The sequence below is a fragment of the Paenarthrobacter sp. TYUT067 genome, from assembly GCF_023656375.1.
Classification (GTDB): Bacteria; Actinomycetota; Actinomycetes; order Actinomycetales; family Micrococcaceae; genus Arthrobacter.
This window is the reverse complement of the sequence record NZ_JAMOIT010000002.1, coordinates 175,125-195,101: the sequence shown is the minus strand read 5'-3', so window position 1 is coordinate 195,101 and position 19,977 is coordinate 175,125. Positions and strand designations below refer to the sequence as shown.

Below are 19,977 nucleotides of genomic sequence, written 5' to 3'. Positions count from 1 at the left end.
CGGTAAGTTACTGGCATGAGTGTTGAACCTAAATCGCCCGCTGATCCATCCTTCGAGTCCCGTGTCCATGGGTCACTTTTGGGAGGGGCACTGGGTGATTCGCTTGGCTACGCAGTGGAGTTCGACTCCATCGCCGCTATCCGCGCACGGTATGGTTCCGAGGGCCTGAAGACTTTCGGTCAGCTCGACGGCGCCAGCCACTTCTCGGACGACACGCAAATGACGCTGTACACCGTTGACGGCCTGGTGGAAGCACTCGAATGGGCCAACGATGGCGTAGCTGCGGACGAGATCGCCTGCCTATGGCTTGCCTACCTGCGTTGGCTCGCCACCCAGGACGTTGCTGTTGACTCCGCCGCTCCCGTGCCGCAACCGCGGTGGATCGATGCCCAGGAGGTCCTGCGCCACCGCCGCGCACCCGGTAACGCCTGCCTCAGCGGTTTGGCAACGGGCACTATGGGAACGGTGGCCCGTCCGGTCAATGCCGACTCCAAAGGGTGTGGCACCGTGATGCGTTCAGCCCCGTTTGGACTAATCCCCCACATTTCACGCGAAGCCGTGTACAAGCTCAGTTCGGACGCCGCGTCGTTGACGCACGGACACCCTTCAGCACGGCTCAGCGCAGCCGCCTTCAGCCTGCTGATCCACAACATCGTGGCCGGTATGGACGTCCGCACCGCAGCAACCGAGGCGCTCAACTACGTCAACGCAGTTCCTACCAAAGCACCCGAACTGGCGGAGCGTCTTGAAGGAGCCTTGCAGTTGTCCCTGCGGCCCGCCCCTCTGGACCCGGAAGAACTGACCACAGCACTTGGTGAGGGTTGGATCGCCGAGGAAGCGCTCGCCGTCGGGCTTTACGCGGTGCTGGCAACCAAAGGCGGCACGCCGGCTGAGCACTTCCGCAACGCAATCGCCGTGGCCATCAATCACAGTGGCGACAGTGACTCCACAGGGTCCATAACCGGGAACATCCTGGGCGCCTACTATGGTCTGGCATGCTTGCCGGCCGATTGGCTGGAGGCCCTGGAGGCCCCGGAAGTCATTCGCGGCATGGCGGACAGATTGCTTGCCGTCACCACCGGGTAGGTAGTGGCTACGCCTTGCGGAGCGTGACGTTGTTGCAGGCTTCGCACACGTCCTCAGGGATAAAGCCGCGGCGCTGCAGGAAGCCAAAGATCGCGCATCCGAGGCAGAAGCCCACGAATGCTTCCAGCGAAGCCGCCACGATCAGCAGCGTCAGCAGGATCCAGGCGGCGGGCTGGAAACCGGTGAAAAACAGCACGACGGCGGCACTCGTCAAGGCGGCACCGATGCCTTGCGCGAAACGCTTTGGTGGACCGGCAACGAGCTTGGCGTGTCCAAGCCGGGGTGCCAACACCTTCACTGACAGAAGTGCGAGCGGGGAGATCCGCGGACCGAACAGCACACGGAGCCAGAAGCCCACAGCCAGAGCCACCAGCCCCCAAGCCCAGCCGGTCAGGAGGGTGGCGACGGCCACCGCCACCACCAAGCCGGCCGTGATCCGGGCGGCGTACTCGTTAACCGGGTTGGGGAAAGCAAAAACTGCCCGCCAGTCCACCCCGCCGCGTTGAGCAGCGCCGGCAGAAGTAGCAGCGCCAGCAGAAGTAGCCGCAGCGGCAGGCTGGCGAGCGGGTGCTTGGGGAAGGACTGGTTTGGCCATGCCCCAAGGCTAGGAGTGCGGCTCTCCCAGCGGATAGCATTGTTGCGCAGTATGAACTGCTGACCGTGTGGTGGAGGCTATGCGCCGCCCACCATCTGCAGGAATTCACCTTCGGAGACAACCTCGATTTGCTGGCCCTTGGCGTGCAGCTCCAGGACGCGCTTGGCCTTGCCTGTGAGGCGGCCTGCGCGCAAGTCACCTGCCACGAAACCGTCACCAACTATCAGCACAGTAGTCCGCGCTGTTACCCGGCTTTCGGGACGTGCTCCCATGTCCGCGGCCCGTGACTTCGCCTCCGGCCTGGTGATGGCGAGGTCGCCCGTGAACACCACGGTCTGCCCGAAAAGCGGATGTCCGGGTTCCGCGGACGGGTTGGGCAACGGGTTGGGGCCCTCCTCCGGCCAGGCCTGGAAGCTTCCTGCAACGCCCAGTGCGCGTTCGACCGTGCGTTCGGCGGCGCTTCCGGTCCGTGCCGCGAGCGCGGACATGGTCGCCTTGGAGAGGCCATGCGCGGGATCGAAGGCGGGTTGCTGTGGCAGGTTCAGGCCGAGGGATAGGTAGAGTTCGGCGATGCTGTTGGCGTTGTTCCGCCTGGCGATGTCCACCAGAATGCCGGCGCAAGCGCGGGCATCTTCCGCGGCGTCGTGGTGGTTGACCAAGGGAACCCCGGCTTCCTCGGCGGCGTACGGCAGGGAATTTGAAACCAGTGAATAGCAGCGGCGGGAGAGCATGACCGTGCACACATAGTCGTAAGCGGGTCCGGCAAGGCCGGAGACTTCCAGTCCTGAGCGAATCACGCCGAGGTCGAAGGCTGCATTGTGGGCGGCGAGTACGTCGTTGCCAATGAAGGCGCCGATTTCCGGGAAGAGTTCACCGAAGCGGGGGCGCCCCGCCACGTCTTCGGCGCGGATCCCGTGGATTCGGGTGTTGTGGAACTCGAAATGATCATGGTTCTCCGGCGGGCGCATGAGCCAGGAGGCTTCCTCCACCACGACGCCGCCACGGACTTTGCTGAGGCCCACCGAACACGGCGACCCCCGGAAGCCGTTGGCTGTTTCAAAGTCGATCGCCGTAAAGTCCAATGCCACTGGACAAGATTACAGCCGAAAAAGGCCGCCCTTGCCGATTTGCACGGCGGGGCGGCCCTTCCGGCCTGCATTGTGGTCAACGTGACATTTGGGCCTCTATGGAGTGGCCCTGCGCAGGGTTGCATAGGAACCTGCTGCGAGGACTACGCAAAGGAGCGCCGTCCATCCGCTGATGCTCAGGGGCGACTGTTGGGCAAACCAGTTGCCCACGTACCCCCACCATTCGGCCAATGTTGCCAAAGCTGCCAGGCCAATCAGGACCAACCCCGTGCCCAGGGTTGAGATGAGGGTGCCTGTGGTTCCCCAGCGCTTGAAAATGGTGGCGAACCAGAATCCGACGATGAACATGAACATCATGACCACGAAGAAGAATGCTGCGGTGGAGTACCAGGGGCCCTCGGTTACCCATGGAATGTTGAAGAAGTACCCATATACTCCCCAGCCGGTGGTTGCCTTCTCAATGACGCCACCGATCAGGTACAGCGCCGTCATCCCCAGGGCAATGAGGGAGAACAGGCCCAGGGTCCCCAGGTAGAAGGCCCTCCGGCTGATGCTCAGACCCTGCGAAAACGGGAAGACCAAGGTCATGCTTTGGATGCCGAGGACCAGGAAGTACCACAGGGGTGCCTGGCTTCCGCCACCGTTTTTTCCTTCGGTGACTGGGATCAGCGCGAAGATGGCGATCGACATCAGGAACGATGCCGCCAGGATGGTCAAGGGCCATCCGATGTATGTCCACTTGTTGATCAGCTGCATCCGGGCAACTGCTACGGTCCTGCTCATCGCCTTGCCTCCAACGTGTCATCGGCGAAATCGTTTGTTTTTGACGCGGCTCCGGTGGCTCCCGGTCCCGCCATGGTCTTGCGGACTACCAGCTGCTGCAGGGAGACGGGCGAGAGCTCCAGGCCCAACTCCTGCGCTTCGGCACGATCGCGGCTGCCCAGCGCCTCATCCACAGTCACTGATGCCAGGGAACCGAGGGTTTCGCGATGCAGGATCTTCCGGCCGGCCAGGAACGTGTCCACCTTTTCGGCGGAGCCCGAGACAGTCACAGCCGAACCCCGGATTTCTTCGGCGTCGGCGTCCATGATGATCCGTCCCCTGTCAATGACCACAACATGTTCCAGGAGGTTCGCTACCTCGTCGATCAGATGGGAGGACAGGATGATGGTCCGCGGGTGTTCTGCATAATCTTCCACGAGGCGGTCGTAGAACAGTTGGCGGGCCACGGCGTCAAGGCCGAGGTAGGGCTCATCGAAGAACGTCAGCTCGGCGCGCGAGGCGAGGCCGATGATGACTCCCACCGCGGACAACTGGCCGCGGGAGAGTTTCTTGATCCTTCGCTTGAGGGGAAGCTGGAAATCTTCTGCCAGGCGGTCAGCGAAGTCCTGGTCCCAGTTCTTGTAGAAAAGTGCGGCGGAGCGGAAGGCGTGCTGCGGATGGAAGTCCTCAGGATACTTCTGCGATTCCCGGATGAAGCAGATCCGGGACAATACGGCGTCGTTCTCGTAGGCGCTGGCGCCGAAGACGAGCGCTTCACCGGACGTGGCAAAGGCCTGCGCGGTCAGAATGGACATCAAGGTGGTCTTACCTGCGCCGTTGCGCCCAAGCAATCCGTAGATGCGGTTGGCCGTCAGGCTCAGATTGACGTTGTCCAGCGCGTTGAGTTCCTTGTAATGCTTGACCAGATGACGGGCCTCGATGATGGTCTCGTTCACAGGGCCGCGCTCCTTTCCTTGTCTGTCCCGGTGTCCGGGGCCAGCCCGGAATTGCGTTCGATCATGGTGTTCAGCTGCTCTGCCGAAATGCCCAGTTTCCGGGCCTCCACTGCCAGCGGCTTGACGTACTGCTCAACAAACTCTTCGGTGCGGCGCGCTATCAGCTGGGCGCGGGCTCCTGTGGCGACGAACATCCCTATCCCCCTGCGTTTGTAGAGAATTCCCGAATCCACCAGCACGTTCACGCCTTTGGCGGCGGTTGCCGGGTTGATGCGGTGGAAGGCCGCGAACTCATTGGTGGAGGGCACCTGGGATTCCTCTGCCATGGTGCCGTCCACGATGCCGTTCTCGATGAGTTCGGCGATCTGCATGAAGATCGGCTTGCTGTCATCGATCATGAGTTCCACCGCCTCATTGGTTCATTACTCATGTAACTAACCATACAACTGACAAACCTAGTGTCAAGAGGTCCCCGGGAAAAATACGACGACGGCCGTCAAGTAGGCTTGATGGGTGATCTTCTCTGCGATAAGCGACCTTGCCGTATCCACTTTCGGGGGCGCGGGCCCGGTACAGCCGCCTATGGCTTCGTTCCTGCCGGACTGGTTGAACCCCGACGTCTTCCTCCGTGATTCACCCCTGGGGCCGTGGGTGGTCCTTCTGGTCTGCGCCATTGTGTTCGCAGAAACGGGCCTCCTGGTGGGGTTCTTCCTTCCCGGCGACTCGATGCTGTTCACGGCGGGACTCCTGGTCTCCACGGGTGCCATCGAGTTCAATCTTTGGGCCATGTGCGGCATGATCATCGTGGCCGCGATCATTGGCAACCAGACCGGCTATCTCATTGGGTCCAAGGCCGGCCCTGCCATCTTTAATAAGCCGGATTCCAGGCTTTTCAAGAAGGAAAACGTGGAGAGCGCCCACGCGTTCTTCGAAAAGCACGGCGGCAAGGCCTTGATTCTGGCGCGCTTCGTGCCCATCATCCGCACGTTCGTGCCGGTGATCGTGGGCGTGGCTCAGATGGACAAGCGCAAGTTCTTCCTCTTCAACGTCATCGGTGCCGTCCTGTGGGGCGGCGGCGTTACCCTGCTCGGCGCATGGCTTGGCCAGTTTGAGTGGGTTGGAAACAACATCGACATCATCTTCATCGTCATTGTTCTGATCTCGGTCATCCCGATCTTCATTGAGATCGGGCGTGGATTCATGGCAAAGCGCCGGGCCGCTGCCGAAGGCACAGACCCTGTGGAGGAATTCATCGACGAACACGAGGGCGGCAAGCACAGCGAGCACTAAGCTCCCTGAACCCTGAACACAAAAGGCACCCCGCTGCTGCGGGGTGCCTTTTCGCGTAGGGGAAGAAGCTACGTGGCGTTGGGCCCGGACAACGCCGCGACGATCGCGGGAAGCAGCGCACGGAACGCCTGTCCACGGTGGCTGATGGCGTTCTTCTCCTCCGAGCTCAATTCCGCACAGCTGCGGTCCATCCCGGCCGGCTGCAGTATGGGGTCATAGCCAAAGCCACCTTCGCCACGGGGTTCACGCAGCAACGTCCCTTCCAACTGGCCGTACTCCACCGTCTCGTGGGCAATGCCGTCCGGACCCGGCACCGCCAATGCAGCAGCGCATACAAACGCAGCTGAGCGGAAAGCGTCCGGAACATCGGAGAGCTGTGCCAGCAACAAGTTCAGGTTGCCGATGTCATCACCATGCGTGCCGGACCATCGCGCCGAGAAAATACCCGGAGCCCCGCCCAGGACATCAACGGCCAATCCCGAATCGTCGGCGATGGCCACCAGGCCGGTCGCCTCCACCACCGCCCTGGCCTTGAGGAGGGAATTCTCAGCAAAGGTGACACCGGTTTCGGCAACATCCGGGGCACCTGCCGCAGCGGCGTCCACCACTTGGGTGTCGACGTCGAGACCCGGCACCTGGCCCCGCAACAGTTCCCGGAGTTCCTTCAGCTTGCCCTTGTTGTGTGTTGCCAGGACGAGGCGTGGAGCACCAGAGGCCTGTGCGCTGCTCACGGGGCTTCGGCCAGCGTCTCGCGCTGGATGGCGGACAACTGGGTGGTGCCCAGCAGTGCGAGGTCCAACAGGGCGTTGAGCTCGTCGCGATCGAACGGAGCGCCTTCCGCAGTGCCCTGAACTTCCACGAACTTCCCCGAACCGGTCACCACAACATTCATGTCCGTCTCCGCGCGAACGTCTTCCACATACGGCAGATCCAGCATGGGAACGCCGTCAATGATGCCCACGGACACTGCCGCAATGGTGTCCACCAGGGGCTCCGCGTTGCGGGCAATGAGCTTGTTCTCCCGGGCAAAGCGGATAGCTTCCGCCAGCGCCACGTATGCGCCGGTGATCGCGGCGGTGCGTGTGCCACCGTCGGCCTGCAGGACATCACAGTCCAGAACGATCGTGTTTTCGCCCAGTGCCTTGGTGTCGATGATGGAGCGCAACGAGCGGCCAATGAGGCGCGAGATCTCATGCGTGCGCCCACCGATCTTGCCCTTGACGGATTCACGGTCCGAACGGGTGTTTGTGGCGCGCGGCAGCATGGCGTACTCGGCCGTGACCCATCCGCGGCCTTCGCCCTTGAGCCAACGGGGCACACCTTCAGTCAGGGAAGCGGTGCACAGAACCCGGGTGTTGCCGAATTCGATCAGTGCCGAGCCCTCGGCCTGCTTCGACCAGCCGCGGGTGATGCTGATGGGTCGCAGTTGATCGGGGGTCCGGCCATCGGCGCGGATGACGGGAGTGGCTGTAGCTTCAGAAGTCATGGTTCAAGCTTAGCCAAGCTGACGCCACCACCCCGACGCCGGGTAGGGCTGAACATGGTGTGAGGCTAGATCGTGTAGTGGACTCCGGCAACCGCCACTGCCACGTCACCGGTGAAGACCGGTTTAGCTTCGGACAACACCTTGGTCTGCGAGGTCCATACAGGGATGTGCGTGAGGAGGAGTCGCTTGGCACCGGCATTCATGGCAGCCTCACCTGCACGCTTGCCCGTGAGGTGGACGTCCTTGATGCCGTCATCCCTGCCTTCCTCGAATGCCGCCTCGCACAGGAACAAGTCCGAGCCCCTCGCGGCGTCCTCGAGTCCCTGGCAGGAATCCGTATCCCCCGAATAGGTCAGGACCTTGGTGACGGGAAGGCCGTCCTTGCCCGGTTCCGTAGCGGTGACGCGCAAGGCATAGGCCTCTTCAACGGGGTGGTTGACGGCGAAAGGGGTCACGGTGAAGGGACCCACCGTCACCGGCTTGAGCTCGGTCCAGTTGGTAAAGTCGAATTCCTCGTGCATGCCGGGATCGAGATCCAGCCCATAGGCGGTGGCCATCCTGTCCGCGGTGGCTGCAGGTCCCCACACCGGCAGGCGATCCCTGCCCCAGCCGCCCGGCTTCCAACGAACCGCGACGTGAAGGCCGCAGAGGTCCATGCAGTGATCAGGATGCAAGTGCGTGAGGAAGATCGCGTCGATGTCTTCCAGATCCGTATAGCGCTGGATGGCACCCAAAGCTCCGCTGCCCAGGTCCATCACGATCTTCCACTCGCGCTCACCGTCGTGCGCTGTCACCAGATAGCACGACGCCGGCGAGCCAGGGCCGGGGAACGAGCCCGTGCAGCCCACGATGGTCAGCTTCACAGGTCACGTCCCATGGTTGTTCCGGTGCCGCGACTTAGCGTCTCATCGGGCTGGACGAAGTACGAGCGGCGGGAGAGCCCGGATCCGGACCGTGCTGCTTCGAGCATCTCGGGAGTTATTCGAGCCAGGCTGCCTGTGGGGTACTGGGCCGCGACGTGGTCCACATGCTTTACGGAGAGGACTTCCGGCCCCAGGAAGCGGCGGGCCAGAGTCTCGAATTGGGTAGCATCACCGGTAGCTATGAATTCGTGGCTCGGTGCCCGCGTCTCTGTCCGCTGAATGCCGTGGTTGGCCAACGCGCGGTAGACGTCTTTGGCCGTCTCCTCGGCACTGGAAACCAGCGTGACGTCCTCCCCCATGACGAATGAAATGACACCAGTCAGCAGCGGGTAGTGGGTGCAGCCAAGGACAACAGTGTCCACTCCGGCGACTCTGAGGGGCTCGAGGTACTCATTGGCAGCAGCCAGGAGCTCGGGGCCCGTGGTGATTCCGGCTTCCACGAACTCCACGAATGCCGGGCAGGCCACGGACGTGATGCTAAGGTCCGGGGCGGCAGCAAAAGTGTCCTCATAGGCTCTCGAACCCACGGTGGCCGAGGTTCCAATAACACCAATCTTGCCGGAACGGGTGGCCGAGACAGCGCGCCGGACTGCCGGCTGGATCACTTCGATCACCGGGATGCCATAACGGGCGGTATAGCGTTCCCTGGCATCGCGGAGCACCGCGGCGGAGGCTGAGTTGCACGCAATGGTCAGCAACTTAACGCCCGAATCCACGAGCTCGTCCATGACGCCCAGCGCGTTCGCGCGAACTTCGGCAATAGGCAGCGGACCGTAGGGGCCGTTAGCGGTATCGCCCACGTAAAGGATTGATTCGTTGGGGAGCTGGTCAATGATGGACCGTGCAACAGTCAGCCCGCCCACGCCTGAATCAAAGATGCCGATCGGACGTGTCCCTAGGAGTTCCCCATTGCCAATGGGGGCATTACTGCCCAACGCGCCGATGGGTGAGCCCGAATCTGAAGTCATAATTATTCGAGAATAAGGCTTCCCGTGGTGTGCGGCCATTACCTGTGCTCTCCGCCTCGTGTCTGATGTGTCACACGGTGTGAGGAGCATCCCGCCACCCGGATCAGGATTTCGCCTGTCGTGCAGCCATCATCGCCTGCACCAAAGACTCCTGAAGCCAGGTGGTGAAGTTGTAGACGAGGGCCAGGTAGCTCTCCACGTCCTCTGCCTGGCTCCAGTCCTGCATGCTGTGGATGTGCTCGGCATCGGCTTCATCGCGAATATCCAGGCGTTCGGCCAGCACGAGCCGGACATCGTTTAGCGCCATGGACCAGCGGGTCGCGTCCTCGGGGGTCAAAACGAGGTCGTTCTTGTCCAGGCCCAAAGCCGCAGCCCTCAGGGCACCGATTTTGTTTTCCCGGACAGAGCGTTCGGTGAGTTGGCGGAATTCCAGCGAGCCGTCGTCGTCGTCCTTCATGACGTTCGGCAAGAGACGCAGCAGGGCGCGGTCGCTGGGCTGCTGGACGTCCATATCCAGGCCGATCAGCGCAGCCAGCGGATCCTCGTTCTCCCGGGCGTCCGACTCCAGCATGGAAATGACGTCGTCCAGCAATCCCCGCAGGAGGTCACGCTCCGCGGGCTCCAGGTATCCGCTGATGCCCTTGAGTCCGTACTTGAATGCCTTAGCCACGCTGGCGGCCGCCCTTCCCGGGTGTCTCGTTGCCGCTCGCGGCCTTTTCAACCGTGGCCCACAAGCCAAAGCCGTGCATGGCTACGGCATGCTGCTCCACTTGTTCCTTGCTGCCATGGGCAACAATGGACCGGCCCTTCTTATGGACCTCCATCATGAGCTTGTGGGCTTTGGATTCGGAGTAGCCGAAGTAACTCTGGAACACAAAGCTCACGTAGCTCATCAGATTCACGGGATCATTCCAGATCACAAGGTTCCACGGGATATCAGGGGCTGTCAGGACATCGGTGGAGGACTGCTCTGCAGCTTTGGTCCGCTCATCGATGTCCGTGCCGTACGCAACGCTAGGGCTCATCTGTCCATTCTAGGGCGGCTCGCACTAGAGTGAATTCGTGAGTAGAGCCTCGTCGTGGGACCACCCCGCAACTTCCTTGTACACAGACCACTACGAACTGACCATGCTTCAGGCAGCCTTGCACTCGGGCGCCGCGCACCGCCGCTCGGTGTTCGAAGCATTCGCCCGGCGACTGCCGGATGGCCGCCGGTATGGTGTGGTAGGCGGCACGGGACGCCTTTTGGAGGGCATAGCGGACTTCCGGTTCGGCGACGCCGAGCTCGCATTCCTTGAGCAAAACAAAGTGGTCAACCAGGAGACCCTGGACTACCTGGCCGACTACAAGTTCAGCGGCGACATCTGGGGCTACGCCGAAGGTGACGCCTACTTCCCCAACTCCCCCATCCTCATTGTCGAATCCACGTTCGCCGAAGCCTGCATCCTGGAAACCTTCATCCTGTCGGTCCTCAATCACGACAGCGCCATTGCTTCGGCAGCCTCGAGGATGACCTCGGCAGCCGGCACACGCCCTTGCATCGAGATGGGTTCCCGGCGCACCCAGGAGGAATCGGCGACGGCGGCAGCCCGCGCCGCCGTGATTGCCGGCTTCGCCAGCACGTCCAACCTCGAAGCCGGACGGCGGTACGGTATCAGGACCGTCGGCACGGCAGCGCACTCCTTTACGCTCCTTCATGACACCGAGCGTGAAGCATTCGAGGCACAGATCGCAGCGTTCGGCCCCGGTACATCCCTCTTGGTAGACACTTACGACGTCGAGACCGCGGTGCGTACCGCCGTCGAGCTGGCCGGCGATAAACTCGGCGCCGTCCGGCTGGACTCCGGCGACCTCATTGCGCAAGCACAGTGGGTCCGGCAACTTCTTGATGACCTCGGCAACGTCAACACCCGCATTGTGGTCACCTCCGACCTCGACGAATTCGCCATCGCCGCCCTGCAGTCCGCCCCGGTGGACTCCTACGGTGTTGGAACGTCGTTGGTCACCGGATCCGGTGCTCCTACGGCCAGCATGGTCTACAAACTCGTCAGCCGCACCAACGATGCCGGCGAGTTCATCTCGGTAGCCAAGGCCGCCAAGAACAAGGCAAGCGTCGGAGGTCGCAAATACGCCCTGCGGAAGCTCAACGAGCGCGGGCGGGCCACCCAGGAAGTCGTGGGGATCGGCCACCGCCCCGAAGATGACGGCAACGACCGCGAACTGCTTCACCAGTTCGTCAAGAACGGTGAGGTGTTGCCCGGGTGGACCGGACCCGAAGGTGTCATCCGCGCCCGGGAACGGCACGCTGCCACCATGGCCGAGCTGCCCGCCGTCGTGAACCGACTCCAGCGAGGCGAAGCTGCCATTCCCACCATCTACGAGGAGAACTGATGTCCAGGGCCCTGATTATCGTCGATGTTCAAAATGACTTCTGCGAGGGCGGAACGCTTGCTGTTGAAGGTGGCGCCGCCGTTGCAAGTGCCATCACCGAATACATGGACGCCAACCAACAACATTTCGATCACATCGTGGCCACTCAGGATTGGCACGTCGAGCCCGGCGACCACTTCTCAGATAACCCGGACATGGTGGATTCCTGGCCTCCGCATTGCAGGGCCAGGAGCAAAGGTGCCGAGCTACACGAAGACCTGGATCCCGAGTACATCCATGCCTACTTCCGGAAAGGTCAATTCACCGCGGCCTACTCCGGCTTCGAGGGCGTCCTGGCTCCTGAGGATGATGTCCCCACCGGCGACCTCAAAGCAGGCACCACCGTAACTGAAGTCCTCGACGAAGACGCGATCGGACTCGACGATTGGCTCCAAAGCCACGACGTCGAGGAAGTGGTGGTGGTAGGACTTGCCACGGACTACTGCGTGAAGGCTACGGCGCTGGATGCGGTCCAGGCCGGATACACCACCACGGTGATTGCCGGGCTCACGGCAGGAATCGCCGATGACCTCAGCGATGCCTATGACGAAATGGAAGCCGCCGGAGTGGAAGTCGAACGCGACTGATTCGTGAATTCCTGGAAACAGGGAAGGGCGCCGCAACCGCGGCGCCCTTCCCTGTTTCAGCTGCTAGTGGTTCCAGCTACTTCCTGCCGATGAACCAGTCCTGAAGCTTGCGCAGGCGGGCCTGCAGCTGCTCCTCGTTCGCTTGGGCGACAGCCGGGCCACCACACACTTCACGCAGTTTGGTGTGAACCACACCATGGGGCGTGCCGGTACGGGCAGCCCAGGCAGCCACGTTTTTGGCCAGCTCGTTGCGCAGGTCCATGAGCATCCGGTGGTCAGGCAGAGCCGGCGCGGCCGCAGCCGCCAGCGGTGACTGGCGTTTCTTGCGGGACTGCTGATCGTGCTGGCGTTGGCGCAGCAGTGTGCCCACTTGCTCTGCGTCCAGGAGCCCGGGAATGCCAAGGAAGTCCAATTCATCATCGGAACCGATGTCCGCTCCCGTGCCAAACTCACCACCGTCAAAGAGGACGCGGTCAAATGACGCTTGGGAATCCAGAGCCTCGAACTTGCCTTTGGTGAGCTCGTCCGACGCTTTGTCTTCCCGATTGGCCTCTGCCATGAGGTTCTCTTCGGGATTGAAGAGGCCGTCTTCGTCCTTCTCCGGGCGGTCCAACGCGTGGTCCCGCTCTGCCTCCATGGTGTTGGCGAGAATCATCAGCGGCGGCACGGAGGGCAGAAAGACCGACGCCGTCTCGCCCCTCTTGCGGGCACGCACAAAACGCCCCACGGCCTGAGCGAAAAACAGAGGTGTGGAGGTGGAGGTGGCATAGACGCCCACCGACAGCCGCGGCACGTCAACGCCTTCGGACACCATGCGGACAGCAACCATCCAGCGCTGTTCACCCGCGGAGAATTCCTCGATCTTGCTCGAAGCCTTGGAGTCGTCCGAAAGGATCACCGTGGGCGACTGGCCCGTGATCTTCCTGAGCTGGCCCGCGTAGGCCCGGGCGTCCTCGTGGTCTGTGGCAATGACCAGGCCACCGGCGTCCGGCACCGTCCTCCGGACCTCGCTGAGGCGCTTATCCGCCGCAGCCAGGACGGCAGGAATCCACTCGCCGGTGGGGTTCAACGCCGTGCGCCAGGCCTGGGAGGTGATGTCCTTGGTGACAGCAGCTTCACCCAGCGAGGCAGCCATCTCGTCACCTGCACTGGTACGCCACCGCATCTGGCCCGAATACGCCATGAAAAGTACGGGGCGCACTACGTGGTCCCGCAGCGCATTGCCATAGCCGTACGTGTAATCGGCTTTGGAACGCCGGATGCCGTCCCGGTCCTCAGCGTAGTCAACAAAGGGAATCGGCGAGGTATCCGAGCGGAACGGAGTACCTGTCAGTGATAGGCGCCTGGCGGCCGGATCAAAGGCCTCGCGCAGGCCATCGCCCCACGATAAAGCTTCGCCGCCGTGGTGGATTTCGTCCAGGATCACCAAAGTGCGTGCCGCTTCAGTTTTCGCCCGATGCAGCATGGGCTTGCTGGCTACCTGTGCGTACGTGACGGCAACGCCCACGAAGCCACGACCATGCTGGCCATCGGAATTCTTGAAGTTTGGATCAATGGCGATTCCCACTTTGGCTGCGGCATCCGCCCACTGACGTTTCAAGTGGTCCGTAGGTGCCACGATGGTGATCCTGTTGACCACCCCACTATCCAGCAGCGTGGTGGCGATGCGAAGGGCAAAGGTGGTCTTACCGGCGCCGGGGGTTGCCACGGCGAGGAAGTCCTTGGGATTGCGGTTCATGTAGAGGTCAAGTGCCTCCTGCTGCCACGCACGGAGCTTGGGCGCTGTACCCCACGCAGCACGTTCCGGGTACGCCGGAGGCAGGGACGGTCCACCAAATAGTGTTTCTGTCATGCTGGCTCCCCCGGGCTGATGGCAGCGATGATCATTTCCGGATTTCCGGGCACGCCAAAGCTGACGGGCAGGAGATGATCAGATAGGGCCGGTGTTCTCTTCCCACCCACTACTTGGAGTTGCCCGGGCCGCCGTTGTTTCCACCGTCGTTGCCGGGGCGGAGGCCGTCGTAAATCTCCTTGCACTCCGGGCAGACCGGGAACTTTTTGGGATCGCGCCCCGGTGTCCAGACTTTGCCGCAGAGGGCAATGACTGGCTCACCGCTCAGGGCCGACTCCATGATCTTTTCCTTGCGGACGTAGTGCGAAAACCGCTCGCGGTCGCCGGGTTCCACTTCCTGGCGCGTTTCCTCGCGCTCAATGGTGGCAGTGGACGTTCCGGCTCCGGAAAGCTCTCGCATGGGGTCGTTTTCGAATGGATCCGGAGGAAGCGTAGTCATGCCAAACATCTTACCGTCTACAGTCCCTGCCACTCCGGCTTGTTGTCGTAAGTGTGCCGATAATAATCAGCCAGTTTCAGCGATGACGCGGCTGCCTCATCCACCAAAATCGTGGCGTGCGGGTGCATCTGAAGGATTGATGCTGCACAAATTGCAGCTACAGGTCCCTCCACGAAATCACGCACAGCCTGGGCTTTCTGCGCCCCTGTTGCGACCAACACCACATGCCGGGCGTCCATGATGGTTCCCAGTCCCTGGGTGACTACGTGGTGGGGCACGTCGTCGATGCTGTCGAAGAAGCGGGCGTTGTCCTTCCGGGTCTGCTCGATCAGCGTCTTGATGCGCGTCCGGGATGCCAGGGAGGACCCGGGCTCGTTGAAGCCAATGTGCCCGTCTGTCCCCACACCCAGGATCTGGAGATCCACTCCACCCACGGCTTTGATGGCATCCTCATAGGCCTGGCATGCTGCCTCAAGGTCCCCGGCTGCGCCGTCGGGTCCATGGACGTTTTCCGGCTTGATATTCACGCGGTTGGTGAACTCGCGCCGGATGACCTCGCGGTAGGACTCGGGATGTCCCGCTTCAAGCCCCACGTATTCGTCCAGTGCGAATCCATGCGCCTGGCTGAAGTCCAATCCCCCGGCCTCGTAACGGCTGGCCAACTCGTCGTAAATGGGCAGAGGGGACGAACCCGTTGCCAAGCCCAGTACAGCATTGGGCTTACGGCGGACCAGCGCTTCGATGGCATCGGCTGCAAGTGCACCGATCTGTTTAGTGCCAGGGAGAATGACAACTTCCATCGTCACGGCCTTTCTAGTTGTGGTCGTCGAGCTATCTGACAAAGACGTTATCCCATGTCCCACCTACGGGCACGGTTGTTACGTGGTTATCGGTTTGCGCTGAGCTGGGCGAACATCTCCGGCCCCCTGGCGTCCAACCACTTTCCACCAAGGCGGACGCCCACCACGAACAGGATAACGCCCAGTACCGGACCTACTGCCAAGTTGATCCATCCAGCTTCCGAACCTCCACTGAACGCCTGAACAGCCACCAGCGCAAGCTCCGGAACCAGTAGAAGAGCCAAAAGACCCATACCAACTGCCTGAACTGCGAGGGTCTGGGCGACATTTCCCGGGGGTTTCTTGAACGGGCTGTCCCCCGGCAAGGGCACGGCGATGTTGTAACGCGCTGAAATCACGGATGAAAGCCCCAGCCCGGTCAAGAGCGTGCCCAACGACAAGCCCAAGAGATTGGGCAGCCATTGCCAGTCACCGGTGACAAAAAGCGGCCCTACGGTGAACACCAGCACCACCGGAAGGGAAAGTGCCAGGCAAGCCAACGCCCGGCCCAGGCGGTCATCGATGCCACGGACACCTGCTGCGAGGTGAAGCGCAAAAGCTGTGTTGTCGTACGAGACATCAGCGCAAATCGACCAGGCCATCACAAAGGCCGTCAGCGGCCCCAGGATCATGAGCATGCCGTAACTGCCGCTCTGTGAGCCGCTGAAGAAAAAGATGACAGGAAACAGGGGAACAATAACCAGGGATGCCGCGTACCGCGGATCCTTCATCCAATAGACCAGAGCCCGGGCAGCAACTGCACCTGCCGGTGTTCCGGGAAGAAGACCGAACAGTCCAAGTTTTCCACCCTTCTTTGCTGACCCTCCGGAGTACGGAGGCGTCACCAACGCCCGCTGCAGCAGAACATGCCAGCACAGGAGCAGGGCGACGATGGTTGCTGCCGCAATGAGCAACTTGAGCCCCGCGGCGGCCACATTGCCTGATTCGAGGTCTCCGCCCAGAGACCACGCTGCACCCAGCGGCGTCCAGGAAACAGCCCTGGCCAACACGGGGAGGTAATCAGCACTTCCGCGAACGCCGTCAATAATTCCCATCATGATGGGGCCTAGCAACACCAGCGGAATGAACACAATAATGCTGCTGGCATCTTTGAAACGCCGCGACGTCGCAAGGCCGGCAGTCGCCGTCGTGACTACTTTGGACAGGACGATGCACGTTATGGCACCCAGAACCGCACCCAACAAGGCACCTGCCACCGCTGGAAAACTACGCCACCAGGTCCCTACCGTCCCGAGCGCAGCCAGCAAAGTGGCCAGACCGGGAATACCGATGAAGCCCGCGAGGGCAAGGCCGGTCAAGAGTTGTCTAGGCGGTATGGCAAAGGTGGTGAACCGGGCAGGGTCCAAGGTCATGTCCGCGGCCGAAGCAACAAGCGGAATGATGGCCCAACCCAGGACAGCGGCCGCTCCACCCAATACCACTACAGTGTGGGCGATCTCCGGATCAGCCCACCGCAGCGCTATGAGGCCTCCAACCAGGAGGACCAGCAATCCCAATGCATAAACGAGCCCCAACGCCATGCCTACCAGCTGCCACGGGCTGCGCTTGAACCCGTTCAGGAGCAGGCGCCACTTGAGGTTTAGAAGGTGCGCAACCATTCCAAGCCCTCCGTCCGGTGTCCGCCGCCCACCAACTGGACGAAGCGTTCCTCCAACGTGGAACCATCGCGGACCTCGTCCACGGAGCCCGCGGCCAAAACACGCCCACCAGCCACAACTGCTACGTGGCTGCACATGCGCTGCACAAGATCCATGACGTGGCTCGAAACGATGACCGTACCGCCGGAAGCAACATACCCCTCAAGGATGCCCCTGATATTGGCGGCCGACACAGGATCCACCGACTCAAAGGGCTCGTCAAGGACAAGCAGACGCGGAGCATGGATCAGCGCTGAGGCCAAGGCAATTTTCTTGGTCATACCTGCCGAGTAGTCCACAACCAATTTGCCGGCGTCCGCTTGGAGATCCAAGGCAGCCAGCAATTCAGGCACCCGGGAGCCCACCACTTCACGGTCCATACCGCGGAGCAGACCCGAGTACGTCACCAGCTGTTCGCCGGTCAGCCGATCAAACAGGCGCACGCCATCAGGCAGGACGCCCATGAGCTTCTTGGCCTCCAGCGGCCGCGACCAGACGTCAACCCCGTGGATCAAGGCTGTGCCAAAGTCCGGCCGCAGCAGTCCGGTGGCCATGGACAACGTGGTGGTCTTTCCTGCACCGTTAGGCCCGACCATCCCGTAGAAGGATCCGGCAGGGACTTCCAGGCTCACGCCGTCGACGGCGATTTTCTCGCCGAATCGTTTGGCCAGGCCCCGAATGGACAGCGCAGCCAAAGGCTCGCTCCCGGGCGAGTCCTCCGAGGGCATCGAGTGAGCGGCCACCTGCGGTGGCTCGGCAGCTTGTGGCGGCTCGGCAGCTTGTGGCGGCGCGGCAGCTCGTGGCGGCTCGAATGTGGGCATGGGTTCATGGCGTGGTTCCGTCATGAACCCAGCCTAACCTTGCAGGCGGAAACCTGGAGGAGGTCCTAGAAGCCGTGGCGGGGAACGGCCCGCTGGTACTGCGGGACCCACGCAATGTCATGGCCTAATTCGTAGGCGGCCCTCAGCCACCAGTGCGGATCACGTAACGCGGCACGGGCCATGAACACCGCATCAGCCCTCCCGTTGGCCACAATGTCCTCCGCCTGCGTAGGACTCGTCAACAAACCAACCGCACCGGTGAGGACCCCGGCGTCGTTCTTTAACTGCTGGGCGAACCCTGCCTGGTAACCTGGCACGGCCCTGATCTGTTGATGCGCTACCGCGCCGCCACTGGAGACGTCCACCAGATCAACGCCACGTTCAGCAGCGGCGCGAGCCAAACGCACTGAGGCCTCCACGTCAACCCCGCCCTCGGCCCAGTCCGACGCCGAGATACGGAGCAGCAGCGGCATCGAATCCGGGATGACTTCCCTGACCGCGTCCACCACCGCGAGGATCAGCCGGTTGCGCCGTTCCTCGCTGCCGCCCCAAGCGTCTGTCCGGGTGTTGATGAGCGGGCTTTGGAACTGGTGAAGGAGGTACCCGTGGGCACCATGGATCTCCACGGTGTCAAAACCCACGGCCACCGCGCGCTTGGCAGCAGCGGCGTAGTCGGTCACCACGGCTTGGATATCCTCTTCGCTCATCATTCTGGGCGAAGCATAGCCGTCAAAAGGAGCGCTGCCGGGCCCTACCGTGAGCCAACCGCCGTCGCTTTCCGGAACAGAGCCGGAGCGTTCGGAAAACGGCCAGTAGGTGGACGCCTTGCGCCCGGCATGGGCCAGCTGGACACCGATCTTGGCATCGACGGCGCCATGCCGGTGGACAAAGTCCACAATCCGTTCCCACCCCGCGGCCTGGTTATCGGAATACAAACCGGCGTCCAGCGGGCTGATCCTGCCCGCCGCGTTCACTGCAGCTGCCTCGGTAAGGATTAATGCGGCACCACCGGCTGCAAAAGAACCCAGGTGCATCAAGTGCCAGTCGTGCGGGACACCTTCTCCGGTCTCCGGGTGGCAACTGTACTGGCACATGGGCGATACCCAGCCGCGGTGTGCAACGGTGAGTGCACGCAGCTGCAGCGGCGTGAACAGCGCGGACGGCTCTAGAAGAGGACCCTCGCGAGTCCTTGGCGGGCCTTAGCCACGCGCTCGTCCTGTGTCCCTACCACCTCGAATAGCTCCAGGAGGCGTACCCGGGCCGTCTCGCGCTCCGGACCGAAATTCCTGCCGATAAAGCTGATGATGCGATTGAAGGCGTCATCGATGTGGCCGCCGGAAATGTCGAGGTCAGCAACCGTCAACTGAGCCTGAATGTTGTCGGGTTCTGTTGCGGCGAGGTGGCGGAGGCTTTCAGCCTCAGGCGCGGAGAGCTTTTCCAGCCTTGCCATCAGCTCCACCTGCACCAGACCCGCTTTGGCGTCGGTGTCTGCGGGTTGTTCGAGAAGCGCCTGCTTGTAGGCCGCTATGGCCCCCGCATAGTCGCCGGCCTCGATCGCATCAATGGCTGCCTGGTGCAGCGGCGGGAGCGGTGCGGGCTCCGGGTCCTCACCTGGCTCACCGGCCTCACCTATGCTGCCGGTGACACCGTTGGCTGCAGCAACCTTAAGAAGTTCCTCCACCAGGTTTCGGATCTGTTCATCATCGGCAGGTCCCTGGAAAAGCGGTACAGGCTGTCCTTTGACCACAGCAACTGCTGTGGGAACGGCCTGAACCTGGAAGGCCTGCGCCAGCTGGGGGAAAGTATCAACATCGGCAGCGGCCAGCACCAGCCGGCCACCATAGGTTTCCACAACGCGTTCGGCTGCTTCGAGAACCGCGGGTGACTCCGGTGCGTAGCGCGACCAAAGAAGGAAAAGCACGGGGATCTGCGCAGACAATTGCACCAGATCCTGGAAATTTGTTTCGGTGGCATCCACTCGGAGTGGTGCTTTGCCGTTTTCGCCCCCTTGGGGCGTGCCGGCCGCGGGCGATCCGCCGTCCGCCGAAGCGGAGGGGGAAGGCGCCGGCGGGGCGGCCGGGCGGCGCAGCGACGATAGGTCGACGGCACCGCGAAGATTGAGCTGGCTGGCAGCGGCTGGAGTGGGTCGGTATCCGGGCGAACTCATACCGTCCACTCTAGCCGCTGCCCTGCCATG

At 62.3% G+C, this 19,977-nt stretch carries 22 protein-coding genes; 4 read left to right on the top strand and 18 right to left on the bottom strand.

The genetic code is table 11. The features are described from left to right. Positions 1-15 precede the first annotated feature (15 nt). On the top strand, positions 16-1,086 hold the full coding sequence (locus MOD31_RS02390) for an ADP-ribosylglycohydrolase family protein (RefSeq protein WP_250819747.1): 1,071 nt from the start codon (positions 16-18) through the stop codon (positions 1,084-1,086). Positions 1,087-1,093: 7 nt separating this feature from the next. Here the strand turns inward: MOD31_RS02390 and MOD31_RS02385 are convergent, their stop codons facing one another. The 5 genes from MOD31_RS02385 to MOD31_RS02365 form a co-directional block, all read right to left on the bottom strand. Then, entirely contained in the window at positions 1,094-1,681 is a 588-nt protein-coding gene (locus tag MOD31_RS02385) for a DUF4395 domain-containing protein (RefSeq protein ID WP_166840233.1), read from the bottom strand. 77 nt (positions 1,682-1,758) lie between these two features. Then, positions 1,759-2,769, bottom strand: a complete 1,011-nt coding sequence (locus MOD31_RS02380; RefSeq protein WP_142938682.1) for an exonuclease domain-containing protein — start codon at positions 2,767-2,769, stop codon at positions 1,759-1,761. Positions 2,770-2,865: 96 nt separating this feature from the next. Further along, the gene (locus tag MOD31_RS02375; protein ID WP_166840229.1) at positions 2,866-3,552 is read right to left on the bottom strand and encodes a hypothetical protein; all 687 of its coding nucleotides are present in this window, start codon (positions 3,550-3,552) and stop codon (positions 2,866-2,868) included. After that, a complete protein-coding gene (locus MOD31_RS02370; protein ID WP_142938681.1) occupies positions 3,549-4,487 on the bottom strand; it encodes an ABC transporter ATP-binding protein in 939 nt (312 codons plus the stop codon). Before MOD31_RS02370 ends, MOD31_RS02375 begins: the two co-directional genes overlap by 4 nt. Continuing rightward, positions 4,484-4,885: a GntR family transcriptional regulator gene (locus tag MOD31_RS02365; protein ID WP_208095788.1), complete on the bottom strand. Its 402-nt coding sequence runs from the start codon at positions 4,883-4,885 to the stop codon at positions 4,484-4,486. Before MOD31_RS02365 ends, MOD31_RS02370 begins: the two co-directional genes overlap by 4 nt. A gap of 130 nt (positions 4,886-5,015) precedes the next feature. Between MOD31_RS02365 and MOD31_RS02360 the strand changes: the two genes are divergently transcribed. Continuing rightward, positions 5,016-5,777 (top strand): DedA family protein, encoded by a 762-nt coding sequence (locus MOD31_RS02360; protein WP_187697156.1) that lies wholly within the window; start codon positions 5,016-5,018, stop codon positions 5,775-5,777. A 68-nt stretch (positions 5,778-5,845) separates the two neighbouring features. Here the strand turns inward: MOD31_RS02360 and rdgB are convergent, their stop codons facing one another. The 6 genes from rdgB to clpS all read right to left on the bottom strand — a co-directional run bounded on the left by rdgB (position 5,846) and on the right by clpS (position 10,179). Further along, positions 5,846-6,508 carry an RdgB/HAM1 family non-canonical purine NTP pyrophosphatase gene (rdgB, locus tag MOD31_RS02355; protein ID WP_250819746.1) on the bottom strand — a complete coding sequence of 221 codons (663 nt, stop codon included), beginning with the start codon at positions 6,506-6,508 and terminating at the stop codon, positions 5,846-5,848. Then, positions 6,505-7,263, bottom strand: coding sequence for a ribonuclease PH (rph, locus tag MOD31_RS02350; RefSeq protein WP_011775233.1), 759 nt, complete (start codon positions 7,261-7,263; stop codon positions 6,505-6,507). Before rph ends, rdgB begins: the two co-directional genes overlap by 4 nt. 65 nt (positions 7,264-7,328) lie before the next feature. Then, positions 7,329-8,126: an MBL fold metallo-hydrolase gene (locus MOD31_RS02345; RefSeq protein WP_142938677.1), complete on the bottom strand. Its 798-nt coding sequence runs from the start codon at positions 8,124-8,126 to the stop codon at positions 7,329-7,331. After that, complete coding sequence (gene murI, locus MOD31_RS02340; protein WP_166840221.1) at positions 8,123-9,193, bottom strand: glutamate racemase; 1,071 nt, start codon at positions 9,191-9,193, stop codon at positions 8,123-8,125. Before murI ends, MOD31_RS02345 begins: the two co-directional genes overlap by 4 nt. A gap of 64 nt (positions 9,194-9,257) precedes the next feature. Continuing rightward, positions 9,258-9,824 (bottom strand): DUF2017 domain-containing protein, encoded by a 567-nt coding sequence (locus tag MOD31_RS02335; RefSeq protein WP_223940503.1) that lies wholly within the window; start codon positions 9,822-9,824, stop codon positions 9,258-9,260. Next, a complete protein-coding gene (gene clpS, locus MOD31_RS02330) occupies positions 9,817-10,179 on the bottom strand; it encodes an ATP-dependent Clp protease adapter ClpS (RefSeq protein ID WP_024817261.1) in 363 nt (120 codons plus the stop codon). Before clpS ends, MOD31_RS02335 begins: the two co-directional genes overlap by 8 nt. Positions 10,180-10,216: 37 nt before the next feature. Here clpS and MOD31_RS02325 point away from each other — a divergent pair, with 37 nt between their 5' ends. Both MOD31_RS02325 and MOD31_RS02320 read left to right on the top strand, forming a co-directional pair. Then, positions 10,217-11,545 (top strand): nicotinate phosphoribosyltransferase, encoded by a 1,329-nt coding sequence (locus tag MOD31_RS02325; protein WP_142938674.1) that lies wholly within the window; start codon positions 10,217-10,219, stop codon positions 11,543-11,545. Next, positions 11,545-12,171 (top strand): isochorismatase family protein, encoded by a 627-nt coding sequence (locus MOD31_RS02320; protein ID WP_250819745.1) that lies wholly within the window; start codon positions 11,545-11,547, stop codon positions 12,169-12,171. The genes MOD31_RS02325 and MOD31_RS02320 overlap by 1 nt, the downstream gene beginning before the upstream one ends. A 76-nt stretch (positions 12,172-12,247) precedes the next feature. Here MOD31_RS02320 and MOD31_RS02315 read toward each other — a convergent pair whose 3' ends face one another. The 7 genes from MOD31_RS02315 to MOD31_RS02285 form a co-directional block, all read right to left on the bottom strand. Continuing rightward, positions 12,248-14,023: a DEAD/DEAH box helicase gene (locus MOD31_RS02315; protein WP_250819744.1), complete on the bottom strand. Its 1,776-nt coding sequence runs from the start codon at positions 14,021-14,023 to the stop codon at positions 12,248-12,250. A 109-nt stretch (positions 14,024-14,132) separates the two neighbouring features. Beyond that, positions 14,133-14,471: a DUF3039 domain-containing protein gene (locus MOD31_RS02310; RefSeq protein ID WP_142938704.1), complete on the bottom strand. Its 339-nt coding sequence runs from the start codon at positions 14,469-14,471 to the stop codon at positions 14,133-14,135. Between the two features lie 8 nt (positions 14,472-14,479). After that, positions 14,480-15,262: a glucosamine-6-phosphate deaminase gene (gene nagB, locus MOD31_RS02305; RefSeq protein ID WP_142938671.1), complete on the bottom strand. Its 783-nt coding sequence runs from the start codon at positions 15,260-15,262 to the stop codon at positions 14,480-14,482. An 86-nt stretch (positions 15,263-15,348) separates the two neighbouring features. Then, positions 15,349-16,920, bottom strand: a complete 1,572-nt coding sequence (locus MOD31_RS02300) for a transporter (RefSeq protein ID WP_250819743.1) — start codon at positions 16,918-16,920, stop codon at positions 15,349-15,351. After that, on the bottom strand, positions 16,902-17,804 hold the full coding sequence (locus MOD31_RS02295; RefSeq protein WP_374206960.1) for an ABC transporter ATP-binding protein: 903 nt from the start codon (positions 17,802-17,804) through the stop codon (positions 16,902-16,904). The genes MOD31_RS02300 and MOD31_RS02295 overlap by 19 nt, the downstream gene beginning before the upstream one ends. A 41-nt stretch (positions 17,805-17,845) precedes the next feature. Continuing rightward, positions 17,846-18,934 carry an NADH:flavin oxidoreductase/NADH oxidase gene (locus MOD31_RS02290; RefSeq protein WP_284705214.1) on the bottom strand — a complete coding sequence of 363 codons (1,089 nt, stop codon included), beginning with the start codon at positions 18,932-18,934 and terminating at the stop codon, positions 17,846-17,848. A gap of 11 nt (positions 18,935-18,945) precedes the next feature. Further along, positions 18,946-19,947 (bottom strand): tetratricopeptide repeat protein, encoded by a 1,002-nt coding sequence (locus MOD31_RS02285; RefSeq protein ID WP_250819741.1) that lies wholly within the window; start codon positions 19,945-19,947, stop codon positions 18,946-18,948. Positions 19,948-19,977: the final 30 nt, after the last annotated feature.

What these genes read in the sequence shown, in the direction of transcription:
- MOD31_RS02390 (WP_250819747.1), top strand. Translation starts at nt 16, where the DNA reads ATGAGTGTTGAACCTAAATCGCCCGCTGATCCATCCTTCGAGTCCCGT.
- MOD31_RS02385 (WP_166840233.1), bottom strand. Translation starts at nt 1,681, where the DNA reads ATGGCCAAACCAGTCCTTCCCCAAGCACCCGCTCGCCAGCCTGCCGCT.
- MOD31_RS02375 (WP_166840229.1), bottom strand. Translation starts at nt 3,552, where the DNA reads ATGAGCAGGACCGTAGCAGTTGCCCGGATGCAGCTGATCAACAAGTGG.
- MOD31_RS02365 (WP_208095788.1), bottom strand. Translation starts at nt 4,885, where the DNA reads ATGATCGATGACAGCAAGCCGATCTTCATGCAGATCGCCGAACTCATC.
- rph (WP_011775233.1), bottom strand. Translation starts at nt 7,263, where the DNA reads ATGACTTCTGAAGCTACAGCCACTCCCGTCATCCGCGCCGATGGCCGG.
- murI (WP_166840221.1), bottom strand. Translation starts at nt 9,193, where the DNA reads ATGGCCGCACACCACGGGAAGCCTTATTCTCGAATAATTATGACTTCA.
- clpS (WP_024817261.1), bottom strand. Translation starts at nt 10,179, where the DNA reads ATGAGCCCTAGCGTTGCGTACGGCACGGACATCGATGAGCGGACCAAA.
- MOD31_RS02320 (WP_250819745.1), top strand. Translation starts at nt 11,545, where the DNA reads ATGTCCAGGGCCCTGATTATCGTCGATGTTCAAAATGACTTCTGCGAG.
- MOD31_RS02315 (WP_250819744.1), bottom strand. Translation starts at nt 14,023, where the DNA reads ATGACAGAAACACTATTTGGTGGACCGTCCCTGCCTCCGGCGTACCCG.
- MOD31_RS02310 (WP_142938704.1), bottom strand. Translation starts at nt 14,471, where the DNA reads ATGTTTGGCATGACTACGCTTCCTCCGGATCCATTCGAAAACGACCCC.
- nagB (WP_142938671.1), bottom strand. Translation starts at nt 15,262, where the DNA reads ATGGAAGTTGTCATTCTCCCTGGCACTAAACAGATCGGTGCACTTGCA.
- MOD31_RS02300 (WP_250819743.1), bottom strand. Translation starts at nt 16,920, where the DNA reads ATGGTTGCGCACCTTCTAAACCTCAAGTGGCGCCTGCTCCTGAACGGG.
- MOD31_RS02295 (WP_374206960.1), bottom strand. Translation starts at nt 17,804, where the DNA reads ATGACGGAACCACGCCATGAACCCATGCCCACATTCGAGCCGCCACGA.
- MOD31_RS02285 (WP_250819741.1), bottom strand. Translation starts at nt 19,947, where the DNA reads ATGAGTTCGCCCGGATACCGACCCACTCCAGCCGCTGCCAGCCAGCTC.